Origin of the sequence: Roseimaritima sediminicola (assembly GCF_009618275.1) — a bacterium.
Taxonomy (GTDB): domain Bacteria; phylum Planctomycetota; class Planctomycetia; order Pirellulales; family Pirellulaceae; genus Roseimaritima; species Roseimaritima sediminicola.
The window spans coordinates 87073-105188 of sequence record NZ_WIAD01000016.1; the positions used below are offsets into that span (position 1 = coordinate 87073).

At 62.1% G+C, this 18116-nt stretch carries 14 protein-coding genes and 1 pseudogene; 7 read left to right on the forward strand and 8 right to left on the reverse strand.

Annotated elements, in window-relative coordinates; all coding sequences use genetic code 11:
* Positions 1-47: 47 nt before the first annotated feature.
* From GE027_RS10445 to rpsR, 3 genes are all read right to left on the reverse strand, one after another.
* On the reverse strand, positions 48-1760 hold the full coding sequence (locus GE027_RS10445) for an ABC transporter permease (protein ID WP_237607450.1): 1713 nt from the start codon (positions 1758-1760) through the stop codon (positions 48-50).
* A 325-nt stretch (positions 1761-2085) separates the two neighbouring features.
* Complete coding sequence (locus GE027_RS10450; RefSeq protein WP_237607451.1) at positions 2086-2505, reverse strand: acyl-CoA thioesterase; 420 nt, start codon at positions 2503-2505, stop codon at positions 2086-2088.
* Between the two features lie 17 nt (positions 2506-2522).
* Positions 2523-2801: a 30S ribosomal protein S18 gene (gene rpsR / locus GE027_RS10455; protein ID WP_153557134.1), complete on the reverse strand. Its 279-nt coding sequence runs from the start codon at positions 2799-2801 to the stop codon at positions 2523-2525.
* 370 nt (positions 2802-3171) lie between these two features.
* Here rpsR and GE027_RS10460 point away from each other — a divergent pair, with 370 nt between their 5' ends.
* Positions 3172-3900, forward strand: a complete 729-nt coding sequence (locus GE027_RS10460; protein WP_153557135.1) for a hypothetical protein — start codon at positions 3172-3174, stop codon at positions 3898-3900.
* On the opposite strand, the gene GE027_RS10465 is transcribed toward GE027_RS10460, so the two are convergent.
* Positions 3897-4163, reverse strand: coding sequence for a GlsB/YeaQ/YmgE family stress response membrane protein (locus tag GE027_RS10465; protein WP_153557136.1), 267 nt, complete (start codon positions 4161-4163; stop codon positions 3897-3899). The genes GE027_RS10460 and GE027_RS10465 overlap by 4 nt on opposite strands.
* A gap of 559 nt (positions 4164-4722) precedes the next feature.
* Here GE027_RS10465 and GE027_RS10470 point away from each other — a divergent pair.
* The 3 genes from GE027_RS10470 (at position 4723) to GE027_RS10480 (ending at position 8200) form a co-directional block, all read left to right on the forward strand.
* On the forward strand, positions 4723-6084 hold the full coding sequence (locus tag GE027_RS10470; RefSeq protein ID WP_153557137.1) for a hypothetical protein: 1362 nt from the start codon (positions 4723-4725) through the stop codon (positions 6082-6084).
* Positions 6085-6092: 8 nt separating this feature from the next.
* On the forward strand, positions 6093-6503 hold the full coding sequence (locus GE027_RS10475) for a DUF4112 domain-containing protein (protein ID WP_202617384.1): 411 nt from the start codon (positions 6093-6095) through the stop codon (positions 6501-6503).
* A 119-nt stretch (positions 6504-6622) separates the two neighbouring features.
* Entirely contained in the window at positions 6623-8200 is a 1578-nt protein-coding gene (locus GE027_RS10480; protein ID WP_153557138.1) for a sulfatase family protein, read from the forward strand.
* Positions 8201-8289: 89 nt separating this feature from the next.
* Here GE027_RS10480 and GE027_RS10485 read toward each other — a convergent pair whose 3' ends face one another.
* Entirely contained in the window at positions 8290-9345 is a 1056-nt protein-coding gene (locus tag GE027_RS10485; RefSeq protein WP_153557139.1) for a transaldolase family protein, read from the reverse strand.
* A 342-nt stretch (positions 9346-9687) separates the two neighbouring features.
* Between GE027_RS10485 and GE027_RS23900 the strand changes: the two genes are divergently transcribed.
* Positions 9688-10677, forward strand: a complete 990-nt coding sequence (locus GE027_RS23900) for a fasciclin domain-containing protein (protein ID WP_153557140.1) — start codon at positions 9688-9690, stop codon at positions 10675-10677.
* A 382-nt stretch (positions 10678-11059) separates the two neighbouring features.
* On the opposite strand, the gene GE027_RS10495 is transcribed toward GE027_RS23900, so the two are convergent.
* The 3 genes from GE027_RS10495 to rimO are packed head-to-tail and all read right to left on the reverse strand — an operon-like array spanning position 11060 to position 14332.
* Entirely contained in the window at positions 11060-12259 is a 1200-nt protein-coding gene (locus tag GE027_RS10495; protein WP_162006670.1) for a CPBP family intramembrane glutamic endopeptidase, read from the reverse strand.
* Between the two features lie 30 nt (positions 12260-12289).
* Positions 12290-12877 carry a CDP-diacylglycerol--glycerol-3-phosphate 3-phosphatidyltransferase gene (gene pgsA, locus GE027_RS10500; RefSeq protein WP_153557142.1) on the reverse strand — a complete coding sequence of 196 codons (588 nt, stop codon included), beginning with the start codon at positions 12875-12877 and terminating at the stop codon, positions 12290-12292.
* 33 nt (positions 12878-12910) lie between these two features.
* The gene (gene rimO, locus GE027_RS10505) at positions 12911-14332 is read right to left on the reverse strand and encodes a 30S ribosomal protein S12 methylthiotransferase RimO (protein ID WP_153557143.1); all 1422 of its coding nucleotides are present in this window, start codon (positions 14330-14332) and stop codon (positions 12911-12913) included.
* A 417-nt stretch (positions 14333-14749) separates the two neighbouring features.
* On the opposite strand from rimO, the gene ligA reads away from it, so the two are divergent.
* Together ligA and GE027_RS10515 are read left to right on the forward strand one after the other, a co-directional pair.
* The gene (gene ligA / locus GE027_RS10510; RefSeq protein WP_153557144.1) at positions 14750-16759 is read left to right on the forward strand and encodes an NAD-dependent DNA ligase LigA; all 2010 of its coding nucleotides are present in this window, start codon (positions 14750-14752) and stop codon (positions 16757-16759) included.
* Positions 16760-17640: 881 nt separating this feature from the next.
* Positions 17641-18116, forward strand: a pseudogene (locus GE027_RS10515) (IS110 family transposase); the annotation flags it as partial.

Consider the following 18116-nt stretch of genomic DNA (forward strand, 5'->3'; position numbering starts at 1 on the left):
CGCGCGACTGAGCTCTGGGCCGAACGACTGCGCTCTGGCCCCTACGACTACGCCAGGTCGCGGTCTTCGAACAGCAGCAACGCCAGCATCAGCACCATCACGCAAAAGCACAGCAGGTAGTTGAACGCCCCGGCAAGGTAGATCGGCGGGATCGAAATCCCCGCGTCGATCGCCGACTGGCCGCTGAACGAGTTCAGGTTCGGGACGATCACCGCGATCAGTTTTCCGACGAATCCGACCAACGCGTTTTCACCAGCCGATGACTGCACCAGCGGCGCGGTCAGGTTGCCGATCACGTAGATCGTGAAGCAGCAGATGAAGTTGGCCAACAGCGGCAATCGGGTCGCCAGAGCCACCGCGATGGCACCGATCGCCATGGTTTCCATGAAGTACAGGGCCAGCGGCGGGATCGTCGACAGGATCTCCATGTGCGACACGGTCCATTCGGGCTGCTTCATCGACGCTTCGCGGGCGTCGTACAGCGGTTTGTAGCTGACCGACATCAGCAGCACGGCTCCCAGCAGAACGAACAGGACCAGCACCGTGATCAGGATCCCCGTGTACTTGCCCAGCAGGAATCCGCGGCGATTGATCGGCTTGCTCAGCACCGTCAGGGCGGTCCGTCCCTCGATTTCTTCGGACACGGTCGAGCCGGCGGACCAGACGAACTGAATCAACGCAAACACCATGATCAAGGTGATGCAGCAGTCCTTCATGATCTTGATGTCGTCGCCCATCGTATAGAACGGCACGATGCCGAGCAGGATGATGGTGGCGATGCCCACGGCCGTCAAAACCAAGTACAACGGCTGGGCCATTTCGCTTTTGGCCGTCGACAGGGCAACGGCCGCGATGCGCGGAGCGGCTTGCCGGAACGTGATGAATCCCATCAACGTCAACGTCAGGCATACGGCCACCAAGGGAATGGTCGAGGCCTCTTTGATCTTGGGGTGGCGGACCAGCGTAAAGGTGATCGTGGCGTCGTCGGTTTCGGTGTTCTGGACGTAGATGCCGTCGCTGTCTCGAGGCAGCGGCGGAGGCGTGTTGTCGGTGTCGCGGTGTACCAGTTCTTCGGCCGGCTGGAGGGCGACCGGAATCATCGTAAAGTCATCCGGGTCTTCGGCATCGGCGATGCGAACAAACTTATCCGATTCCACCCGCATCTCGGTCAAGCGATCCTGGTCGTACCGCAGGTCTTGAATCTTGACGAACGGCGCCTGGCTGGCTTGCGTGTCGCTGTCGATTCCGGGAACGGTGACCGAGATCGTTTCGGTGCCGTCGTCCAGCAGATTCACCTGCCGGACCGATGCCAGGATGCCTCGAGGATTCTCCACCAGTTTGGTGCCCGCAAACCCGATCACGATCAGAGTGACAGCCGTACCGAGCAGGTATGGCATCGGCCCCTCGCGGGCGATCTGCAGCAGCTCGCGGCGCGTGCGCGACCAGGCTCCGTAGACGATTCCCCAGCCGATAATGATTCCGACCATGATCATCGGCAGGACCAGGTGCAGGCTGTACTTCGCCGGTTCGACCTGTGGCACGTACTGCCAACAGAGTGCAAAGGCAACGACCGCGGCGATGATCGCGGCGACGGTCGTGGCCAGCGGGCGGTTGTCGGCCAGGGTGCCGATGCCGGGAACGAAGGACAGGGCGGCCAGGACGGCATAGATCGCCGCGACCAACACCAGGCCAGCGGTCAGGCCCACGGCGATGACCCAAAACGGGGTGATCCATACCGGCAACCACTGTGATATTTCCATGGGGACCATGCCAACGGTCGCCATCGGGTCGAGATGGCACAATAGCCCTGCGTCTAGCATCACGCAAAATCCACGAGTTCGGAATCGGAAGAAGGACAGGAAAAGAGCTTGGAGCAGGCATTACGCAGGCGGTTGCTATCGGGTTCGCCGATTTTCCGCCGCGGTCTTGCCGGTTTCCAGGCCGCCCCCCCCCCCCGGCTCCAGCAAAACAAAGTAGCTCGGCTGTCCCAGCCGAGGCTGGAATTTGAAAAAGTAGCTCGGCTGTCCCAGCCGAGGCTGGTCTTCGTCTCGGCTGGGACAGCCGAGCTACTTTGGGACAGCCGAGCTACTTTGGGGCGAGCTTGCGGCGGATGTCGGCGGGGATCGGCACCGACTCGAGGCCTTGGTCGGACAGGCGGCAGCATACGGCGGTCAACTGACCGCGGGCGATCGGCGTCTGGTCACGGCGAAACGCAAACCCATAGCGGACGCTCTTGCCACCGAGATGCTCGACGGCGACCTCGATCGTCAGCTCGTCTTCAAAGCGGGCCGCCGCTTGATAGTCGCAGTGGGCGGCGACGCGTGGCCATGCGAGGTGGGCATCGGGTCCGTCGGGTTGCATGACGGACAGGCCGAGAGAGCGCAGCAGCGCGTGTTCGGCCTCTTCCATCATCGGAAAGAAGGCCGAGAAATGAACGATCCCGGCCGCGTCGGTGTCACGAAACTCGACGCGGCGTGTGTGGACGAACCGAGGGGTTGGAGGCAAGGCCGCCGCGCCGCCGCTTATTCGCCGACGTAGGGCATCAAGCCCATGTAGCGGGCGCGTTTGATGGCCGCCGACACAGCATGCTGGCTGACCGCCGTGCAACCGCTCTTGCGACGACCCACGATACGGCCGTGGCGGTTCACCAATTTGCTCAGCAATTCGACGTCCTTGTAATCGATGTACATCGGACGCGGCCGTTGGCCATCGACGAAGATCGGATCACGTTTCTTGGTACGCGAACGCACGCGGGACCGTTTGCGGGCGCGGCTACGGTTGCTGAGGGGACGGGGTGCCATCGATTACGTTTCTCTGTTGAACAAAACGGGGGACGTTCGCTCGCGACCATTCTTAAAGATTCCAAAATCCTCTTGGAACCGACCTGCCCAAACCGAACGGCGGGGAAACGCTATGCCAGTCGGCGGGCAGTCGTGCGAGCATTACGGTCGTAGTATGCCAATTCCATCGGTTTCCGGCAAGAGCCTCCTTGCTTTTATTGCTCGCAAACCAGGTTCCTTGGTACAGTAGGGTGGACGCCCCTGGCCGATTTTCCTCCATGCTTCTGCGCTCATGCCGATACCGATCCGTTGTTCTGGATGTTCCCGCACAATAAAAGCGCCGGATCAAGCGGCCGGGAAACGGGTCAAGTGCCCGGCTTGTGGAACCGTCTTGGCCGTCCCGTCCGCCACGGCGGCCACGGCAACCGCAGCCCCGATGGCGACCACGCCGCCGGCCCCTTCTGCACCGCCCGCCTTTTCTCCCTTCGGTCAGGAGAAAAAGGTCGATGACAGCTTGCTGACCGACAGCGATTTCCAGGCGACGAACCCGCTGTTCGCAAAAAAATCGGGCACGGACATCCCCAAGGGGAAAAAAACGTACAAACGGCCGAAAGCCTACTACCGGACGCCGGGCATCTTCGGGATCGTTGCCGCTTCGCTGAATATCCTGGCCGCCATCGGGCTGATCATCTTTCTGTTGGTAGTCATCATCGGGGTGGCTGTCAGCGGAGAAGAGGGCATCGCGATGGTGATCGGGCTGCTGAGCCTGAGGCTGTTTCTGTTTGCCGGCTTTACGATCGCAGGAAACATTCATGCGATCGTGGCCTGCATGAACTTGATCGCGATGACCAGTCGCGGGGCGAGCAAATTGTCGATTGGCGAGTTCCTCTTGAATCCGGTTGCCTATGCGATCCTGGTTTATTTCGACGGCGGCTGGATCGCGTCTCTGGTGACCGGCGGCATTTTTGCCCTGTGGAACTGGCCGGCGGCGATTTGGGTTGCCATCGCCGTCAGCGGTAAACAAGCCAAGATCGACTTTGAAGAAGTCGATAGTGACGAGCTGGACGAATTGGCGGCGGAGCTACAGCGCCGCGCCGCCATGAAAGAAGGCGGCCACTAGGGCTGTTCGATTCGCCGCCGACCGGTTCGTTGGGCGATGGCGATCAAAGCCACCGCGCCGAGCAACGAGCCGATCCAGCCGGCGCCTTGCAGCATGGAACCGTTGGGAGCGATCAGGTAACCGACGAAGCCGCCGAGCAGCGAGCCGGCAATGCCCAGCAACGTCGTCGCGACCAGCCCCATCGATTGACGGCCCGGATACAGCCCACGGGCGATCAGCCCGATCAGAAAACCGAACACGATCCAGCCCAATAACCAAAACATACCTGCTTCTCCTGTAGGTTCGTTTGCTTTTCGAACGTGCGTTCTAAATGGTCACGTTCATGTTTCGCCGGGCACCGAGATCGGCACATTCGCTGGTGCCGAGCGCCCAAGCGTCGCCAGAAAAATGGGACGCTGCGAAACGGTAAATGCAAACCTCATTCCAAACTGGCCAGCTGCATCCTCGAGCGGCCGGTCGATCTATTGCGAGGTTTATGCGCTAGCTTCGGTTTCGTCACTGCAAAACCGGAGCCGTCGCCCAAACGGCTCACGTAAGCCTTGCGTTTTCGAATGAATCCACAGCCCGTCAACCGGCCCGCGGGGCGTCGGGGCTCGAGGGACCATGGCCGCAGCAGGCGGCAATCGTTGGTATTGGATTTGCACATTCATCCCGCGTGGTGGTCGCCTTCGGTGGCCACGGTTCCACGACACGACCGAGACGGTTCTTCGGCGCGCTGTGACAGATCTCTGTCCATGCAGCCGTGGCAGAGCTTTGCCGCAGTGCATTGGTCCGCCGAGCCGGTTCGTGCACGCCTCACACAACCCAATGGGAACGAACGCAATGATTCATCGAACAACGATCCGCCGCCTGCCGCTGTCCTTGGCCGCCGCGGCCGGGCTTTCTCTAGGCACGTCCGCTATGGCGGCCCAACCGCTGCAGGCCGAACCCGTCCAGACGGCGCCTGCACCGGAGGTCGCCGCCCCTGCGGTGGCTCCGGAAGTGATCAGCGATTGGGCATTGGCCGGGGTGGTCTGGAGCGACGCGAGTCTGACCAAGAAGCTGGCGATCGATGCCCTTCGCAAACAACCCGAGCAAGTCGATGCCGAGGCGCTGCGACGCTTGATCGCGCAGTCGACCCAGGTCATCGAGGCGCTGGAGCAATTCGGTTGGAAGCAAACGCCGCGGCCGACGCAGGTGGCCGAAAACGGCCCAGCGACGCCGAACCCTGCTCTGGCACGAAACGTCGCGGCCGACGCTCAGGTCGTGCGGCGGCCTGCCGTCGATCCGCCGCCGCGTGCTTTGACCGTGGGCGATCCGCACGCGACCAGTGGCCGCACGGCGCCCGGAGCCGTGGAGGATAAAGTGGCCACGGGGCCGGAGCGGGAGATCGAACCGTTTGGCGTCGAGGACTATGTCGACGAAACGCCCGGCGAATCGGTCGACCCGGTCGATGCCGCCGAGGACGGTGTGGAAGCAGCCATCGCCGCGGCGCCCGCTTCGGACGTTCCCGGCCCCGAAGTCGGCGCGGGGCGGATCAGCCAACGCGAGATGCAAACGCGCTCGACCACGCTGCCCTACAGTGTGGATTCCATCTACGATGCCGACGACTATGATCCCGATGTGGACTATCAAGTCGACAACCCGCTGGCTCCGCGTTCCGCAGACCCCCGGACCAACGACCTGCTCGACGACGACCAACAAGTCGCCGCGCAGTCCACGACTGACTCGGCCGTCGATGACGAGCCCGCGGTCGCTTTGGATCCCGAAGTGGGCGTGGTGCGTCCAGGCACCTATGCCAACCCGTTGGTGCGACGAACGCCCGCCACATTGCCCCAGTCCGAACGGCCCGCCCCGGCCGTGCCGCAAACGTCCGATGCACCGATCGATGAAGGCGAACAGGAATCGGCGGCCCTGCCGGCAACGCCGGGCGTGCAGTCGCCAGCGGTGCGGCCTACGGCGGTCCAGCGGTATACGACGGCCGATCCGGCGAGTCACAAACAGGATGCCGCCTGGGTGCAGCTGCGTCTGGACGAAAACCAGTTGCACTACGCTTCGCTGGGACAGCAAGACAATTTGAATGCGAGCGTGGCGACGGCCCTGAACCGGCTTCGCACTTCGGCTCTGATGGCGGGCCGGACGACCGATGATCAGGCGCTTAAAGATGTGCTCGCCCCGATCCTGCAGATGAAATATCGAAAGTGAAGCGATCGATGAGTGCTGATACCTCTTCCTCGGCGTCTCGCCACCGGATCGGTGGCAGTCTGCAACTCCCCGCCTCGTCCACGCGTCAACAAATGCGGCGGCTGCGGCGGGTGCAGCGGATGGCGCGCATGATGGACTCCTCGTTCAAAGTGCCTGGAACCCCGATCAAGTTCGGCTGGGACAGTATCGTCGGACTGGTGCCCGGCGTGGGCGACTTGGTTTCGGTCGCCACCGGCGCGTGGCTGCTGCGCGAAGCCTACGGTGCGGGGGTCACACGCGGCACCTTGGTTAAAATGGTGGGAAACATTGCGGTCGACGCCACGGTGGGAACGGTGCCTTTGGTCGGCGATGTGTTCGACGTGTTTTGGAAAGCCAATTTGCGGAACGCTCGTCTGCTGGAGAAACACCTCTCGGATTGACCCTCCCCGCCGCACCCCGTTCGTTGGTTTGACTTGACCGACGCTGGCAAGGAAACTGAAGGCGACCGATTCCGGTCGGGACGCCTTCTGTTTCTTTTTTTTATTGCCGAGTCTTCCGTATGTCGATTCTGCCGGCTTCTGTTGTAACGCCCGAGCCTCGCCCCGGTTCGGTTCTGTTTGCTCGCCTTTCCTCCTCGTTGGCCGGTTGTCTGATCGCCGCGCTACTCGGGGCCGCGGTGTTCACGCCCGCAGCTAATGCTGCTGATACGCCGCCCAACATCGTTCTGATCTATGCGGATGACCTGGGCTACGGCGATGTCTCCTGTAACGGCGCTACGGAACTCGCCACGCCGAACATCGACCGGATCGCTAAGGCGGGAGTGCGGTTTACCGATGCCCATTGTTCGGCCGCCACGTGTACGCCTTCGCGATTTGCCCTGCTGACCGGGCAATACGCTTTTCGTCAAAAGGGCACCGGCATCCTCCGCGGCAACGCCAATTTGATCATCACGCCCGGCAGCGTGACCCTGCCCTCGCTGCTGCAAGAAGCCGGATATACGACCGCCGTGGTCGGCAAGTGGCATTTGGGGCTGGGAGAAGGCAAGGTCGACTGGAACCAAGTCGTCCAGCCTGGTCCCAACCAGATCGGTTTCGACTATCACTTCCTGATCCCGGCCACCGGCGACCGTGTGCCCTGCGTGTACCTGGAACAAGGGCGAGTCGTGGACCTGGATCCGGCCGACCCGATTCAGGTCAGCTACGGCGAGCGGATCGATCCCAGCCCGTCCGGTGCCGAGGCCCGGGAGACGCTGAAACAGGATTGGTCCCACGGCCACAACCAAACGATCGTCAACGGCATCTCGCGGATCGGCTGGATGACCGGCGGCCAAGCGGCGCGCTGGGTCGATGAAGACATGGCCGACGTGATCACGCACAAGGCGGTCGAGTTCATCGACGACCACAAAGAAGAACCGTTCTTCCTGTTCTTTTCCACCCACGATATCCACGTCCCACGCGTGCCGCATTCGCGTTTTGCCGGCAAGTCGGGGATGGGACCGCGAGGCGACGCGATCGTGCAGCTGGACTGGTGCGTCGGCCAGGTGCTCGATCGACTGCAGCAGCTGGACCTGGATGACAACACGCTGGTGATTTTTTCCAGCGACAACGGTCCGGTGCTGGACGATGGCTACGAGGATTTCGCCAACGAAAAACTGGGGGATCACCAACCCAGCGGCGATCTGCGAGCCGGCAAGTACTCTGCGTTCGAAGGCGGCACCCGCGTTCCCATGGTCCTGCAGTGGCCCGCCAAGGTGCCCGCCGGACAGGTCAGCGACGCCCTGTTCGGTCAAGTCGACCTGGCCGCCACGCTGGCGGCCCTGGCCGGGGTGAAAGTTCCCGACGGAGCTTGCGGCGACAGCCGTAACGAACTGGATACGCTGCTGGGCGAGGACGCGACCGGACGCCCGCACCTGGTCCACGAAGCCGGCGCGTTGTCGCTGCGGATGGGCAAATGGAAATTCGTGCCCCCGCAACGCACCCGAGACCATCTGGGACCGTGGCAACGGATCTCGATCGATCCTCCGGGCGCCCTGTACGACACCGAGGCCGACCGCGGCGAGCAGAACAACCTGGCCGCCGAGCATCCCGAGCAGCTGGAAAAGATGCGCGATCTCCTGCAGCAGCTCCGCCGAAAGTAGAGAGTTGCCTTTCGCTCCGCCGAAAGTAGCCGAGGAATACAGCAGCTACTTTCGCGGAGCGAAAGGCGACACTGCGAAAGGCGACGCGATTACTTCGTGGTCAGCGCCGCTCGTTTCTCGGCGATGATCTTCAGCAGAGCCCGCTGCGGCTTGACGAATTTCGCGACGCCCTCGGCCATCAACTGGTCGTACAACGGTTTCTCTTCCACTTTCTGATCGATCTCCTTTTGGACCGCTTCGTCGGGCAACTGATCGACGGTACGCGTGAACGTGAGGTCGTTCTCGGCGATCGCTTCGTTGGTCTCCGGTGGGTTGGTCTGGATGTCGCTGCCGGCCAAGGCCTGCACGTACCGCCACGGTTTGTCGCCTTCGGTTTTGACGCCCGTACTGGCAAAGATCATTTCCTGCTCTAAGGTCGTCGGCAGGTCGCGCCAGAACGCTTGGTTTTCGGCCCACGCCCGTTTGGCGTTCAGGATGCCCACCTGGCCCTGAGCCGCATCGGACAACTCGGGGACTTCGCTGGCGGTGTAGACGTCGATGCGCGAGATAAAGATGCTGTAGACGCTCTTAAAGCCTTCCAGGTTGCTGCGCTGTTGGGCACCTTTCCAGACCGCGTCGCGAGCATCGCGGTACTGCTGGAGCGTAAAGATCAGGGTCACGTTCAGGGTCACGCCCGCGGCGGCCAAGGGTTCCAGTGCGGCCAGGCCGGCGGGCGTGGCGGGAACCTTGATCATGCGGTTCTGGTGCCCCTCGGACCATTGTTTGCCCAGTTCCACATAACGTTCGGTGCGGTCGGCATCCGAAAACGATTCTTCGGGGTCTTCCAGCAGCGGATCCAGTTCGAAGCTGACCCAGCCGGCATTGCCCTTGGTGGACTGCCAGATCGGAAGGAATTTGTCCTGGGCTTCGCGAACCAGTTTATCGGTCAATTTCCAGGCGATCGCTGCGTCGTCGTGGCCCGCGTCCAACAGCGACTCGATCTCCGAATCCAAGCCTCCTTCCTGGACGATGCCCGCGATGATGGCCGGATTCGACGTCGCGCCGACGGCGCCCCACTGAAGGTTCTTGTCGACCTCCTCGGGAGCGACGCTATCAAGATAAAGTTTCGTCCCGGTTTCGACCAACGATTGCAACGACTTACTCATGCCTGACTCCTGTCTAGTTCGAAGCTCCCGCGGTCCGGAACCAATTCAAGACCCGACCGCCTGCTCTCACTATACCGAATCGGCCGCTCCCTTGGTGCTCCATCAAACAAGCGGCAACGAGCGGGCAGGAGTCTTTTCGCCGCCGAGCCGCACGAACGAAAGAGCGACGGTTCGGGGGTTGTCCCGTAGCCGGGCCGATCGAGACCAAAAATGTTTTTTGTTTTTCGGTTGTCGCGTTCGGGTGTAGCTCTAGGGTGCTAGAGAAGAGCAAACGCAGTGGCCACTACGAAGCTTCTTTCGCTTACCAAACCGACCACATTTACTCCGAACTGGACTAGTACCATGAAATGGACAATCTGCCACCTCGCGTTGGCCGCCGTGGCCTTTGCCTTCACCGCGAATCCTGTGACCGTGAAAGCAGCCGACAAAGACATCGTCGATACGGCCGTCGAAGCCGGCTCGTTCAACACGTTGGCCGCCGCGCTACAAGCCGCCGGGCTGGTCGATACGCTCAAGGGCGAAGGACCGTTCACGGTGTTCGCCCCCACGGACGAAGCCTTTGCTCAACTGCCCGATGGCACCGTCGAGTCGTTGTTGAAACCCGAAAATAAATCGAAGTTGGTGGGCATCCTGACCTATCACGTCGTCGCCGGTGAGGTGCCTTCCGGCCAGGTCGTCAAGATGAAGACCGCCTCGACAGTCAACGGACAGCGCGTCGACATCGACGCCAACGATGGCAGCGTGTCGATCGATGGAGCCAAAGTGGTCAAGGCCGACATCCAGTGCTCTAACGGCGTCATCCACGTTGTCGACAGTGTGCTGATGCCCAGCCAGGACAGCATTGTCGCAACGGCCAAGGACGCCGGAGCGTTTAACACCCTGCTGGCCGCCGCCAAAGCCGCGGGACTGGCCGAAGCGTTGGCGGGCAAGGGCCCCTATACCGTGTTTGCTCCGACCGACGACGCTTTTGCCAAATTGCCCGAGGGAACTGTCCAGCAGTTGCTGAAACCAGAGAACCGCCAACAGTTGGCCGCGATCCTGAAATATCACGTCGTCTCGGGCCGCGTGTACAGCGACCAGGCGTTGAAGGCTGGTGAAGCGGACACGCTAGAGGGACCAGCCGTGCAGATCCAGTCGACGAATGGAAAAGCGATGGTCAACGATGCCCAGCTGCTGAAGACGGACCTCGACGCGTCCAATGGAGTGATCCACGTGATCGATTCGGTGCTGATGCCGCCCAAAGCGGAAAAGACTGGTGCCGTTGGCCAGCACGCCCCGGTCATCTATGTCGGAATCCAGCAGCCCTCGGCTCGCTGTCCGTTGTCCAAATAACAGCGGCCGCCGAGCGAAACGCCGCCAGCCCATCGACCTGTACGTCCTCCGCGACGTGCAGGTTTTTTTGTTGCCCGCGATGAAGCGACGCGCGAAGGTGCGCGGCGTCGGCTGACGGGTTTACCGCCGCCACAAACGTTCCCTGGCCAATCGCCTCCTGAGCCGTAGACGCTAGCCTCGGGTCTCATCCCGAGCGATTCGGTCGCGGCATGAACCGTTCCAACAACCGAGGACTCGCCCCCCCACGATCACGACGTCATCCATGGCGGCATACCATTCTCAAGCGGCCGAGCTGGCCAGTAATTGGATCGAAGCGGCGAGAAGGGCCAAAGTCTGGCGACTTCCGTTACGGCCAGACCCTAAGATTAAATCTTGCCGGAGCCTAGCTGGCGAAGATCGTCATGAGGGTGCTGATGCTGTTCAGGACGAAGTGCACGGTGATGCTGGGCCACAGCCGGCCGGTAACGCGGTAGAGGTAGCCGAGGCCGAGGGCCAGAAAGAACAGCACCACCGGAGCCGCTCCCTGCCCGAAGTGCGCAAGCGCAAAGATCAGGCTCGAGGCGATCACCGGCCACCACGGCCACTGCTGCACCTGATCGCCTGAGACCAGCCGCGCGGGATCGTCCGCTGCGTCTGATTCGCCCGGCGACCGGTAAGGCGAATCGGCCGTGTAGTCGGTTGGCTGGGCGTCGTCGGTCACGCTCCTTGACGCAGCCGCGTTTCCTCGCGAGCCGGCCAGGCGTTGGAACCAACCCTGCAGCAGCCCGCGAAAGAAAAACTCTTCGGCCACCGGAGCCACAATCATGGAGGTGAAAGCCATCGATACGAGGACCCACGCCGGAGGCGCTTCGGTCAGCAGTTCCAGGACCTTGTGTTCATAGGGAACCCAGTGGGTCAGCGCCGCCTGCATCGCGAACACCGGCGGCAGCAGCATGCAGGACGCCACCAATCCGATCGCGATGTCGCGTGCTCGAGGGATCAATCCAAACCGCCGCAGGATCAAGCGGTCGGACACGCCCAACATCGTCAGGACCACGGCGATCGTGAGCAAGCGAGCCATGCCATCGGCGGCGATCAGGGCCCCGGTTCGCTCGCGAGCTTGCCGCAGTTTGGTCGCATCGGCGGCGTTGTCTACGGCCGTGTTGTCTTCGGCCGTGTTGTCTTTGGCCGCCTTGTCATCGGCCGCCTTGTCATCGGCCGCGTTGTCATCGGCCGCCTTGTCTTCGGCTTCAGGCTGCGCCGCAGCGTCCATGTCGGCCGACTCCGGATCCTTCTGCCGAACCGTGGGAGCGAGCTCGCCGGGCTCGCCTAACTCACCCGGGGTGCCGCTGACCACCGCGGCCACGTCCGACGCCGACTCTTCAGGACTGAGATGAAAACCGGCTCGCAGCAGGGCCATCCCGGCCAAGCCGGTAAACAGGATGTAGACGCCCAGGCACAACAGGAACTCAGCGAAGCCCCAGGTCGATACCAGGCGGGGCTCAGGCGGATAGGCCGGCAACCGTCGCAGCCAGCGTCGAATGGTAATCGTCCACGCGACCAACCCGCCCGCGCACAGGCTGAGCAGGAGTACGAAGATCATCTTGATCCCGATATCGGTCATGGGCCGTCGCTACGCCGCTTCGTCGGAATTGAGAATACGAGCGGCTCCAACCACGTAATCGAATCCGGAGTACACGGTCAGCAGCACCGCTCCCCAAACCGATCCAAAGCGCAGCCAGGACAGCCACTGCGGCGGCGGGTCTTGTCGCAGGCACAGCAGTACCGCACCGACGGCAACGCACTGCAGCACCATCTTCCATTTTCCCAGCTGACTGGCCGAAAAATCGCCTCCGGCGCCTTCGATCAAGCCGCGCAGGCTGGTCACCAACAATTCCCGAGCGACGACGATGATCGCCATCCAGGCGGCGATCCCCGAACCGCCGATCTCCACCAAGGCGATGAACGCGCCGCAGATGATGATTTTGTCGACGAAGGGGTCGAAGATGCGTCCCAGTTTCGTGACTTGTCCGTACCGCCGAGCGTAGAAACCGTCGATCCAGTCGGTCGAGGCGGCGACGACGAAGGCGATGAATGCCCAGCCGTACCAGTGGTTGGCGATCAACGCCATCACCCCCACGGCCAGGACCAGACGAATCGTGGTCAGCAGGTTCGGGACGTTCCACGGCGAAGCCGCTGCGGTTGTGGGTACCGTAGTCATGGGTTCGTTAATCTCTCGATCCATCCGTTTTACTTACCTCGCAGGGCCAACCGGAACCGCAACCAAGTCGTATCCCTGGGACGCGACGATCTCGCAGGGCACCATCCGGCCGGCCGACAGAGGATGCTGGGGATCTTCGGTGACATACACCAGGCCATCGATGTCCGGCGCGTCGCTGTAGGTGCGGCCCAGCCACACCCCTTCCTGGTCGGGTAGGACACTGTCGATCAACACGTCTTCGCAGGTGCCGACGCGGCGCTCGTTCCACTGGAAGGCGATCGGTTGCTGGATGGCCATCAATTGCTCGCGGCGCTGCTCGGCGACCGCGGCGGGAACGCGGCCGGGCAGTTTGGCCGCCGGCGTATCCTCTTCGATCGAGTAGGTGAAGACGCCCAGGTGTTCGAATTGCTGTTCTTCGACGAACTCGGCCAGTTGGGCAAAGTCTTCGTCGGTTTCGCCGGGAAAGCCGGTGATGAACGTGGTCCGCAGCACCAGGCGATCGATCTTGGCACGCAGGCGTCCGAGGATTTCACGCATCGAGTCGCGATTGACGCGTCGCGCCATCCGCCGCAGCATGATGTCGCTGCCATGTTGCAAGGGGATGTCGATGTAGGGAACGATCCGCTGGCTGTTGGCGATCGTGTCCAGCAGGGCGTCGTCGATGTACATCGGATAGAAGTACATCAGGCGGATCCACTCCAACCCTTCGATTGTGTCCAGTTGTTCGAGCAACTCGCGCAGCCGCGGTTCGCCGTACAGGTCCATGCCGTAGTAGGTGGTGTCCTGGGCGACGACGACCATTTCCCGAACGCCCGACTTGGCCAACTGGCGAGCTTCCTGCACGATCTTTTCGATCGGCTTGCTGGCGTGTTTGCCGCGCATCTTGGGGATCGCACAAAAGGTGCACAGTCGATCGCAGCCTTCGGAGATCTTCAGATATGCAAAGTGCTGGGGCGTGACGGCCACGCGGTGGGTATCGGGCAGGGCTCGCACCGGCGCGGGGCGAAACAGCGTGCGCTGCTCGCTCAAGCCGCCCGAGAGCCGATCGGCGACCTGGACGATCTCGTCGCGGCCGAAAACCCCGACCAGGGCATCGATCTCGGGCCGAGCCGACAACAGATCTTCCCGCTGGCGTTCGGCCAGGCATCCGGTCACGATCACGCCGCGGATCTTGCCTTCGCGTTTCAACTGCAGCATTTCGTCGATCGCACCCAGCGATTCCTGGCGGGCCGAATCGATGAAACCACAGGTGTTGATCACGACGAAATCCGCATCGTCGGTCTCGCCCGTCATCCGGTAACCATCCTGGTCCAGGCGTCCGAGCATCTGTTCGGTGTCGACCAGGTTTTTCGGACATCCCAAGCTGATGACTGCGTAATTTCCGCGACCTCCGGGACCCGTTTCGGTCGAGGCGGCGGCGGGAGCGGGGGAATCCGTAACAATCGGTAACTGCATCGGGAGGCAAAGCCTGGAAAAACGAACGAAACCGGAGATCATCGGGAGCGCACTGTTGATAGGTCGCTGTCTTTAAAGGTAACCGAGAGCCCGCAATACCACTAGGCTTTGTTTTTCGGTGTCTCAGCCGTTTTGGCGTTCGCCACGGTTCAGCACGTCGCAAACCGGGTTTCGGCATTACTCTCCCTCTGGGAGAGTCGGGCTCTCAGGCCCGGAGAGGGTTTTCTGGGGGGCCTCCCCAGCTCTGAGAGCCCCCACGGAGCAGGGCAGTGCGCGGCATTCCGCCGCAGACCCACTTTTCGCTAGGATAGAGCCTCCGATCGAGCAGCAAGGGGCCGCGGACGTGGCCCGGTGTGCGCTGCCGCGAGACCCGTGTCCGCCTTCTCTGAACTCCGTAAAAACGCATCTCGACGTTCTATGGCAAGTACTTCCCCGGCCCAACGGGCCGAAGCGTTGCGGCACCAGATCCGCCATCACGACCGGCTGTACTACGTCGAAGCCCGCCCGGAAATCAGCGACCGGCAGTACGACGCCCTGCTGGACGAGCTGAAGCAGCTGGAGGCCGCTCATCCGGAGCTGGTGACGGCCGATAGTCCCACCCGGCGGCTCGGCGACGCCCCGGTGCCCCACCTGGACCAGGTGCCGCATCGCTTGCCGATGCTGTCGATCGACAATACCTACAGCCTGGATGAACTGGCCGCCTACTTCGAACGCACGACGAAATCGCTCGACGGTGAAGCGATCCAGTGGGTGATGGAATACAAGATCGACGGCGTGGCCGCTTCGCTGATCTACGAAGACGGCCACCTGGTGCGGGCGGTCACCCGCGGCAATGGCAAAGTCGGCGACGACATCACTCACAATCTTCGCACCGTCGGCGGGGTGCCGCTGCGGCTGCACGGCGAGCGGATGCCGGCCGTGCTGGAGGTGCGGGGCGAGGTCTACATGACCAATGCGGACCTGGTGGAGTTGAATCTAAAGCAAGCCGCCGCCGGTTTGCCCGCCTACAAAAACACCCGAAACGTGACCGCCGGGACCATCCGTCTGCTGGATTCGCGGATCGCGGCCCAGCGACGACTGCGGTTCTTTTGTCATGGCGTGGGCTACGTCGAAGGTTTGCAGGCCACCGACCACATGACGTTCCTCGAAGAGATCGGCCATTGGGGGCTGCCGCCGACGCCCAACGTGCGGCTGTTCGCTTCGACTTCCGACGCCCTGGCCGCTGCGGAAGCTCTCGAGGAGCAGATGCCGAACCTGGACTTTGAGGTCGACGGGATCGTCTTTAAGGTCAACGACTTTGCCCAACGCCAGCGGCTGGGTACGACGTCCAAAAGCCCTCGCTGGTTGATCGCATACAAACGCGAGCGATACGAAGCGACCACGGTGCTCGAACAGATCGAGGTACAGGTGGGCAAATCCGGCGCGGTCACGCCGGTCGCGCACCTCCAGCCGGTCGACATCGCCGACACAACCGTCAGCCGTGCTTCGCTGCACAACGCCGACGAGATCGAGCGCTTGGATGTTCGCGAGGGCGATACGGTCGTGGTCGAAAAAGCCGGCAAGATCATTCCCAAGGTGGTTCGGGTGGAGAAACACCTGCGCACCGAACCACTGGCCGCTTTCGAGTACCCGACGGAGTGCCCCGAGTGCGGCAGCCGCCTGGAACGCGACCCCGGTGGCGTGACCATCCGCTGTGTCAATCCAGCCTGCCCGGCACAGCTCCGCCAGCGTTTGGCGTTCTATGCCAGCCGCACCGGGATGGACATCGACGGACTGGGCGAAAAACTGATCGATCAGTTGGTCGACAAAGGGCTGGTCAGCAACTACCACGATCTGTACGGACTAACCCGTGCAGACTTCATCGAACACCTCGACAAAGTCAAAACGCGCAAAGCCAACAATCTGGTCGAAGCGATCGCGGCGACCAGGGACCGCGGACTGGCTCGCGTCCTGACCGCCGTCGCGATCCGTCATGTCGGCCCTCGGGCCGCCGCTCGGCTGACCCAAACATTCCCCACCCTGGATCGACTTCGCGGTGCCACCGAGGAGCAATTGGCGGAAATCGACGAAGTCGGACCGGTGATCGCCAAGAGCGTCCGCGACTATCTGGACAGCGACCACGGCCGCGCGACGCTCGATGCGCTGGCCGCGGCCGGTGTGGACATGACCGAACCGCAAGTCGAGACCGAGTCGCTGCCGCTGCAAGGCATGACGTTCGTCGTCACCGGAACGCTCCAGCGTTACAAACGCGACGAGATCGAACAGCGGATCGAAGCGTTGGGCGGCCGAGCCAGCAGCAGTGTGAGCGGCAAGACCAGTTACCTGATCGCCGGCGAAAAAGCCGGCAGCAAGAAAACCAAAGCAGAAAAATTAAACGTCCCGATCATCGACGAAGACGCCTTCGATCGGTTGTGCGAATCGACGTAGCGGACGTCGTAGCTGAACTCGCCAGAGTTTGGTTGGTGGCGAGTGGCGAGTGGCGAGTGGCGAGTGGCGAGTGGCGAGTGGCGAGTAGCGAGTAGCGAGTAGCGAGTAGCGAGTAGCGAGTAGCGAGTAGCGAGTAGCGAGTAGCGAGTAGCGAGTTTGAATCGTGCTCGTGCTCGATTTGAGATTTGCTGGCTCTAACGGAATCTATGTGCGATAAGAAAACATTTCTCCCCTCTCCCCCGAAGCCTGGCGAGCCGAAGCGAGCCAGGCTTCGGGGGAGAGGGGGCGGGGGTGAGGGGGAATGCAGAGCAGCAGCACCATGGCCGTATCTTGATGCGGCGCACGGCCCTGGGGATCGTACGTTATGGGTCACGCCGTTGCACCCGAGCCCCCTCACCCCCGGCCCCTCTCCCACCACTGCTTCACTCGCTGACGCTCGCGGCGCAGCGGGGGAGAGGGGAGAAAACCCTGCCTTCTCCCGCTCCGAGCCCTACACAGATTCCGGCGGAGTCAGGCAAATCTGAAACCTGCTGACTCCAGCGGAATCTATGCATAAAAAAGACGTTTACTCCCCTCTCCCCCGAAGCCTGGCGAGCCTAAGCGAGTCAGGCTTCGGGGGAGAGGGGTCGGGGGTGAGGGGGAATGCAGAGCAGCAGCGCCATGGCCGTATCTCGATGCGGCACACGGCCCTGGGGATCGTACGTTATGAGTCACGCCGTTGCACCCGAGCCCCCTCACCCCCGGCCCCTCTCCCACCACTGCTTCACTCGCTGACGCTCGCGGCGCAGCGGGGGAGAGATGCTATGGGCATGTGTATCGCAAAGCGAGCTTGCGTCTGACACAATCTGGTTTTGGTCACTACTCAAACACCAGGTGATGCCATGAACGCAAGCCCGCAACTACAACTTAGCAATTCGGATCGCTCCTTGTACATCGCACTCGAACTTTCCAGCTCAACTTGGAAGGTCGCTTTCACCGACCAGCTCGGCCGAAAGGCACGACTGAAGAATGTCGCGGCCGGTGACCTATCGGCCTTGGAACAGGAAATAGCCAAAGCCAAGGATCGCTTCGAGCTAACAGAAGACGCGCTAGTCGTGAGCTGCTACGAAGCCGGCCGTGATGGCTTTTGGATCCATCGCTGCCTCGTCTCGATGGGCGTGTTCAGTCACATCGTTGAACCGGCGTCGATCCAGGTGAATCGCCGGCACCGACGTGCCAAAACCGATCGAATCGATGCCGAGATGATTCTGAACGCACTGCTTCGCTGGCAAGCAGGCGACCGTTTCGCGTGTCGGATGATACGCATCCCGGACAAAGATGTCGAAGATGCTCGGCACATTCACCGTGAACTAAAGAC

Excerpts from the sequence above, each read along its gene's own strand:
- GE027_RS10485 (WP_153557139.1), bottom strand. The coding sequence starts at position 9,345 with ATGAGTAAGTCGTTGCAATCGTTGGTCGAAACCGGGACGAAACTTTAT.
- ligA (WP_153557144.1), top strand. The coding sequence starts at position 14,750 with ATGGCAAGTACTTCCCCGGCCCAACGGGCCGAAGCGTTGCGGCACCAG.
- GE027_RS10470 (WP_153557137.1), top strand. The coding sequence starts at position 4,723 with ATGATTCATCGAACAACGATCCGCCGCCTGCCGCTGTCCTTGGCCGCC.
- GE027_RS10445 (WP_237607450.1), bottom strand. The coding sequence starts at position 1,760 with ATGGAAATATCACAGTGGTTGCCGGTATGGATCACCCCGTTTTGGGTC.
- GE027_RS23900 (WP_153557140.1), top strand. The coding sequence starts at position 9,688 with ATGAAATGGACAATCTGCCACCTCGCGTTGGCCGCCGTGGCCTTTGCC.
- GE027_RS10480 (WP_153557138.1), top strand. The coding sequence starts at position 6,623 with ATGTCGATTCTGCCGGCTTCTGTTGTAACGCCCGAGCCTCGCCCCGGT.
- GE027_RS10475 (WP_202617384.1), top strand. The coding sequence starts at position 6,093 with ATGAGTGCTGATACCTCTTCCTCGGCGTCTCGCCACCGGATCGGTGGC.
- rpsR (WP_153557134.1), bottom strand. The coding sequence starts at position 2,801 with ATGGCACCCCGTCCCCTCAGCAACCGTAGCCGCGCCCGCAAACGGTCC.
- GE027_RS10465 (WP_153557136.1), bottom strand. The coding sequence starts at position 4,163 with ATGTTTTGGTTATTGGGCTGGATCGTGTTCGGTTTTCTGATCGGGCTG.
- GE027_RS10495 (WP_162006670.1), bottom strand. The coding sequence starts at position 12,259 with ATGATCTTCGTACTCCTGCTCAGCCTGTGCGCGGGCGGGTTGGTCGCG.
- rimO (WP_153557143.1), bottom strand. The coding sequence starts at position 14,332 with ATGCAGTTACCGATTGTTACGGATTCCCCCGCTCCCGCCGCCGCCTCG.
- pgsA (WP_153557142.1), bottom strand. The coding sequence starts at position 12,877 with ATGACTACGGTACCCACAACCGCAGCGGCTTCGCCGTGGAACGTCCCG.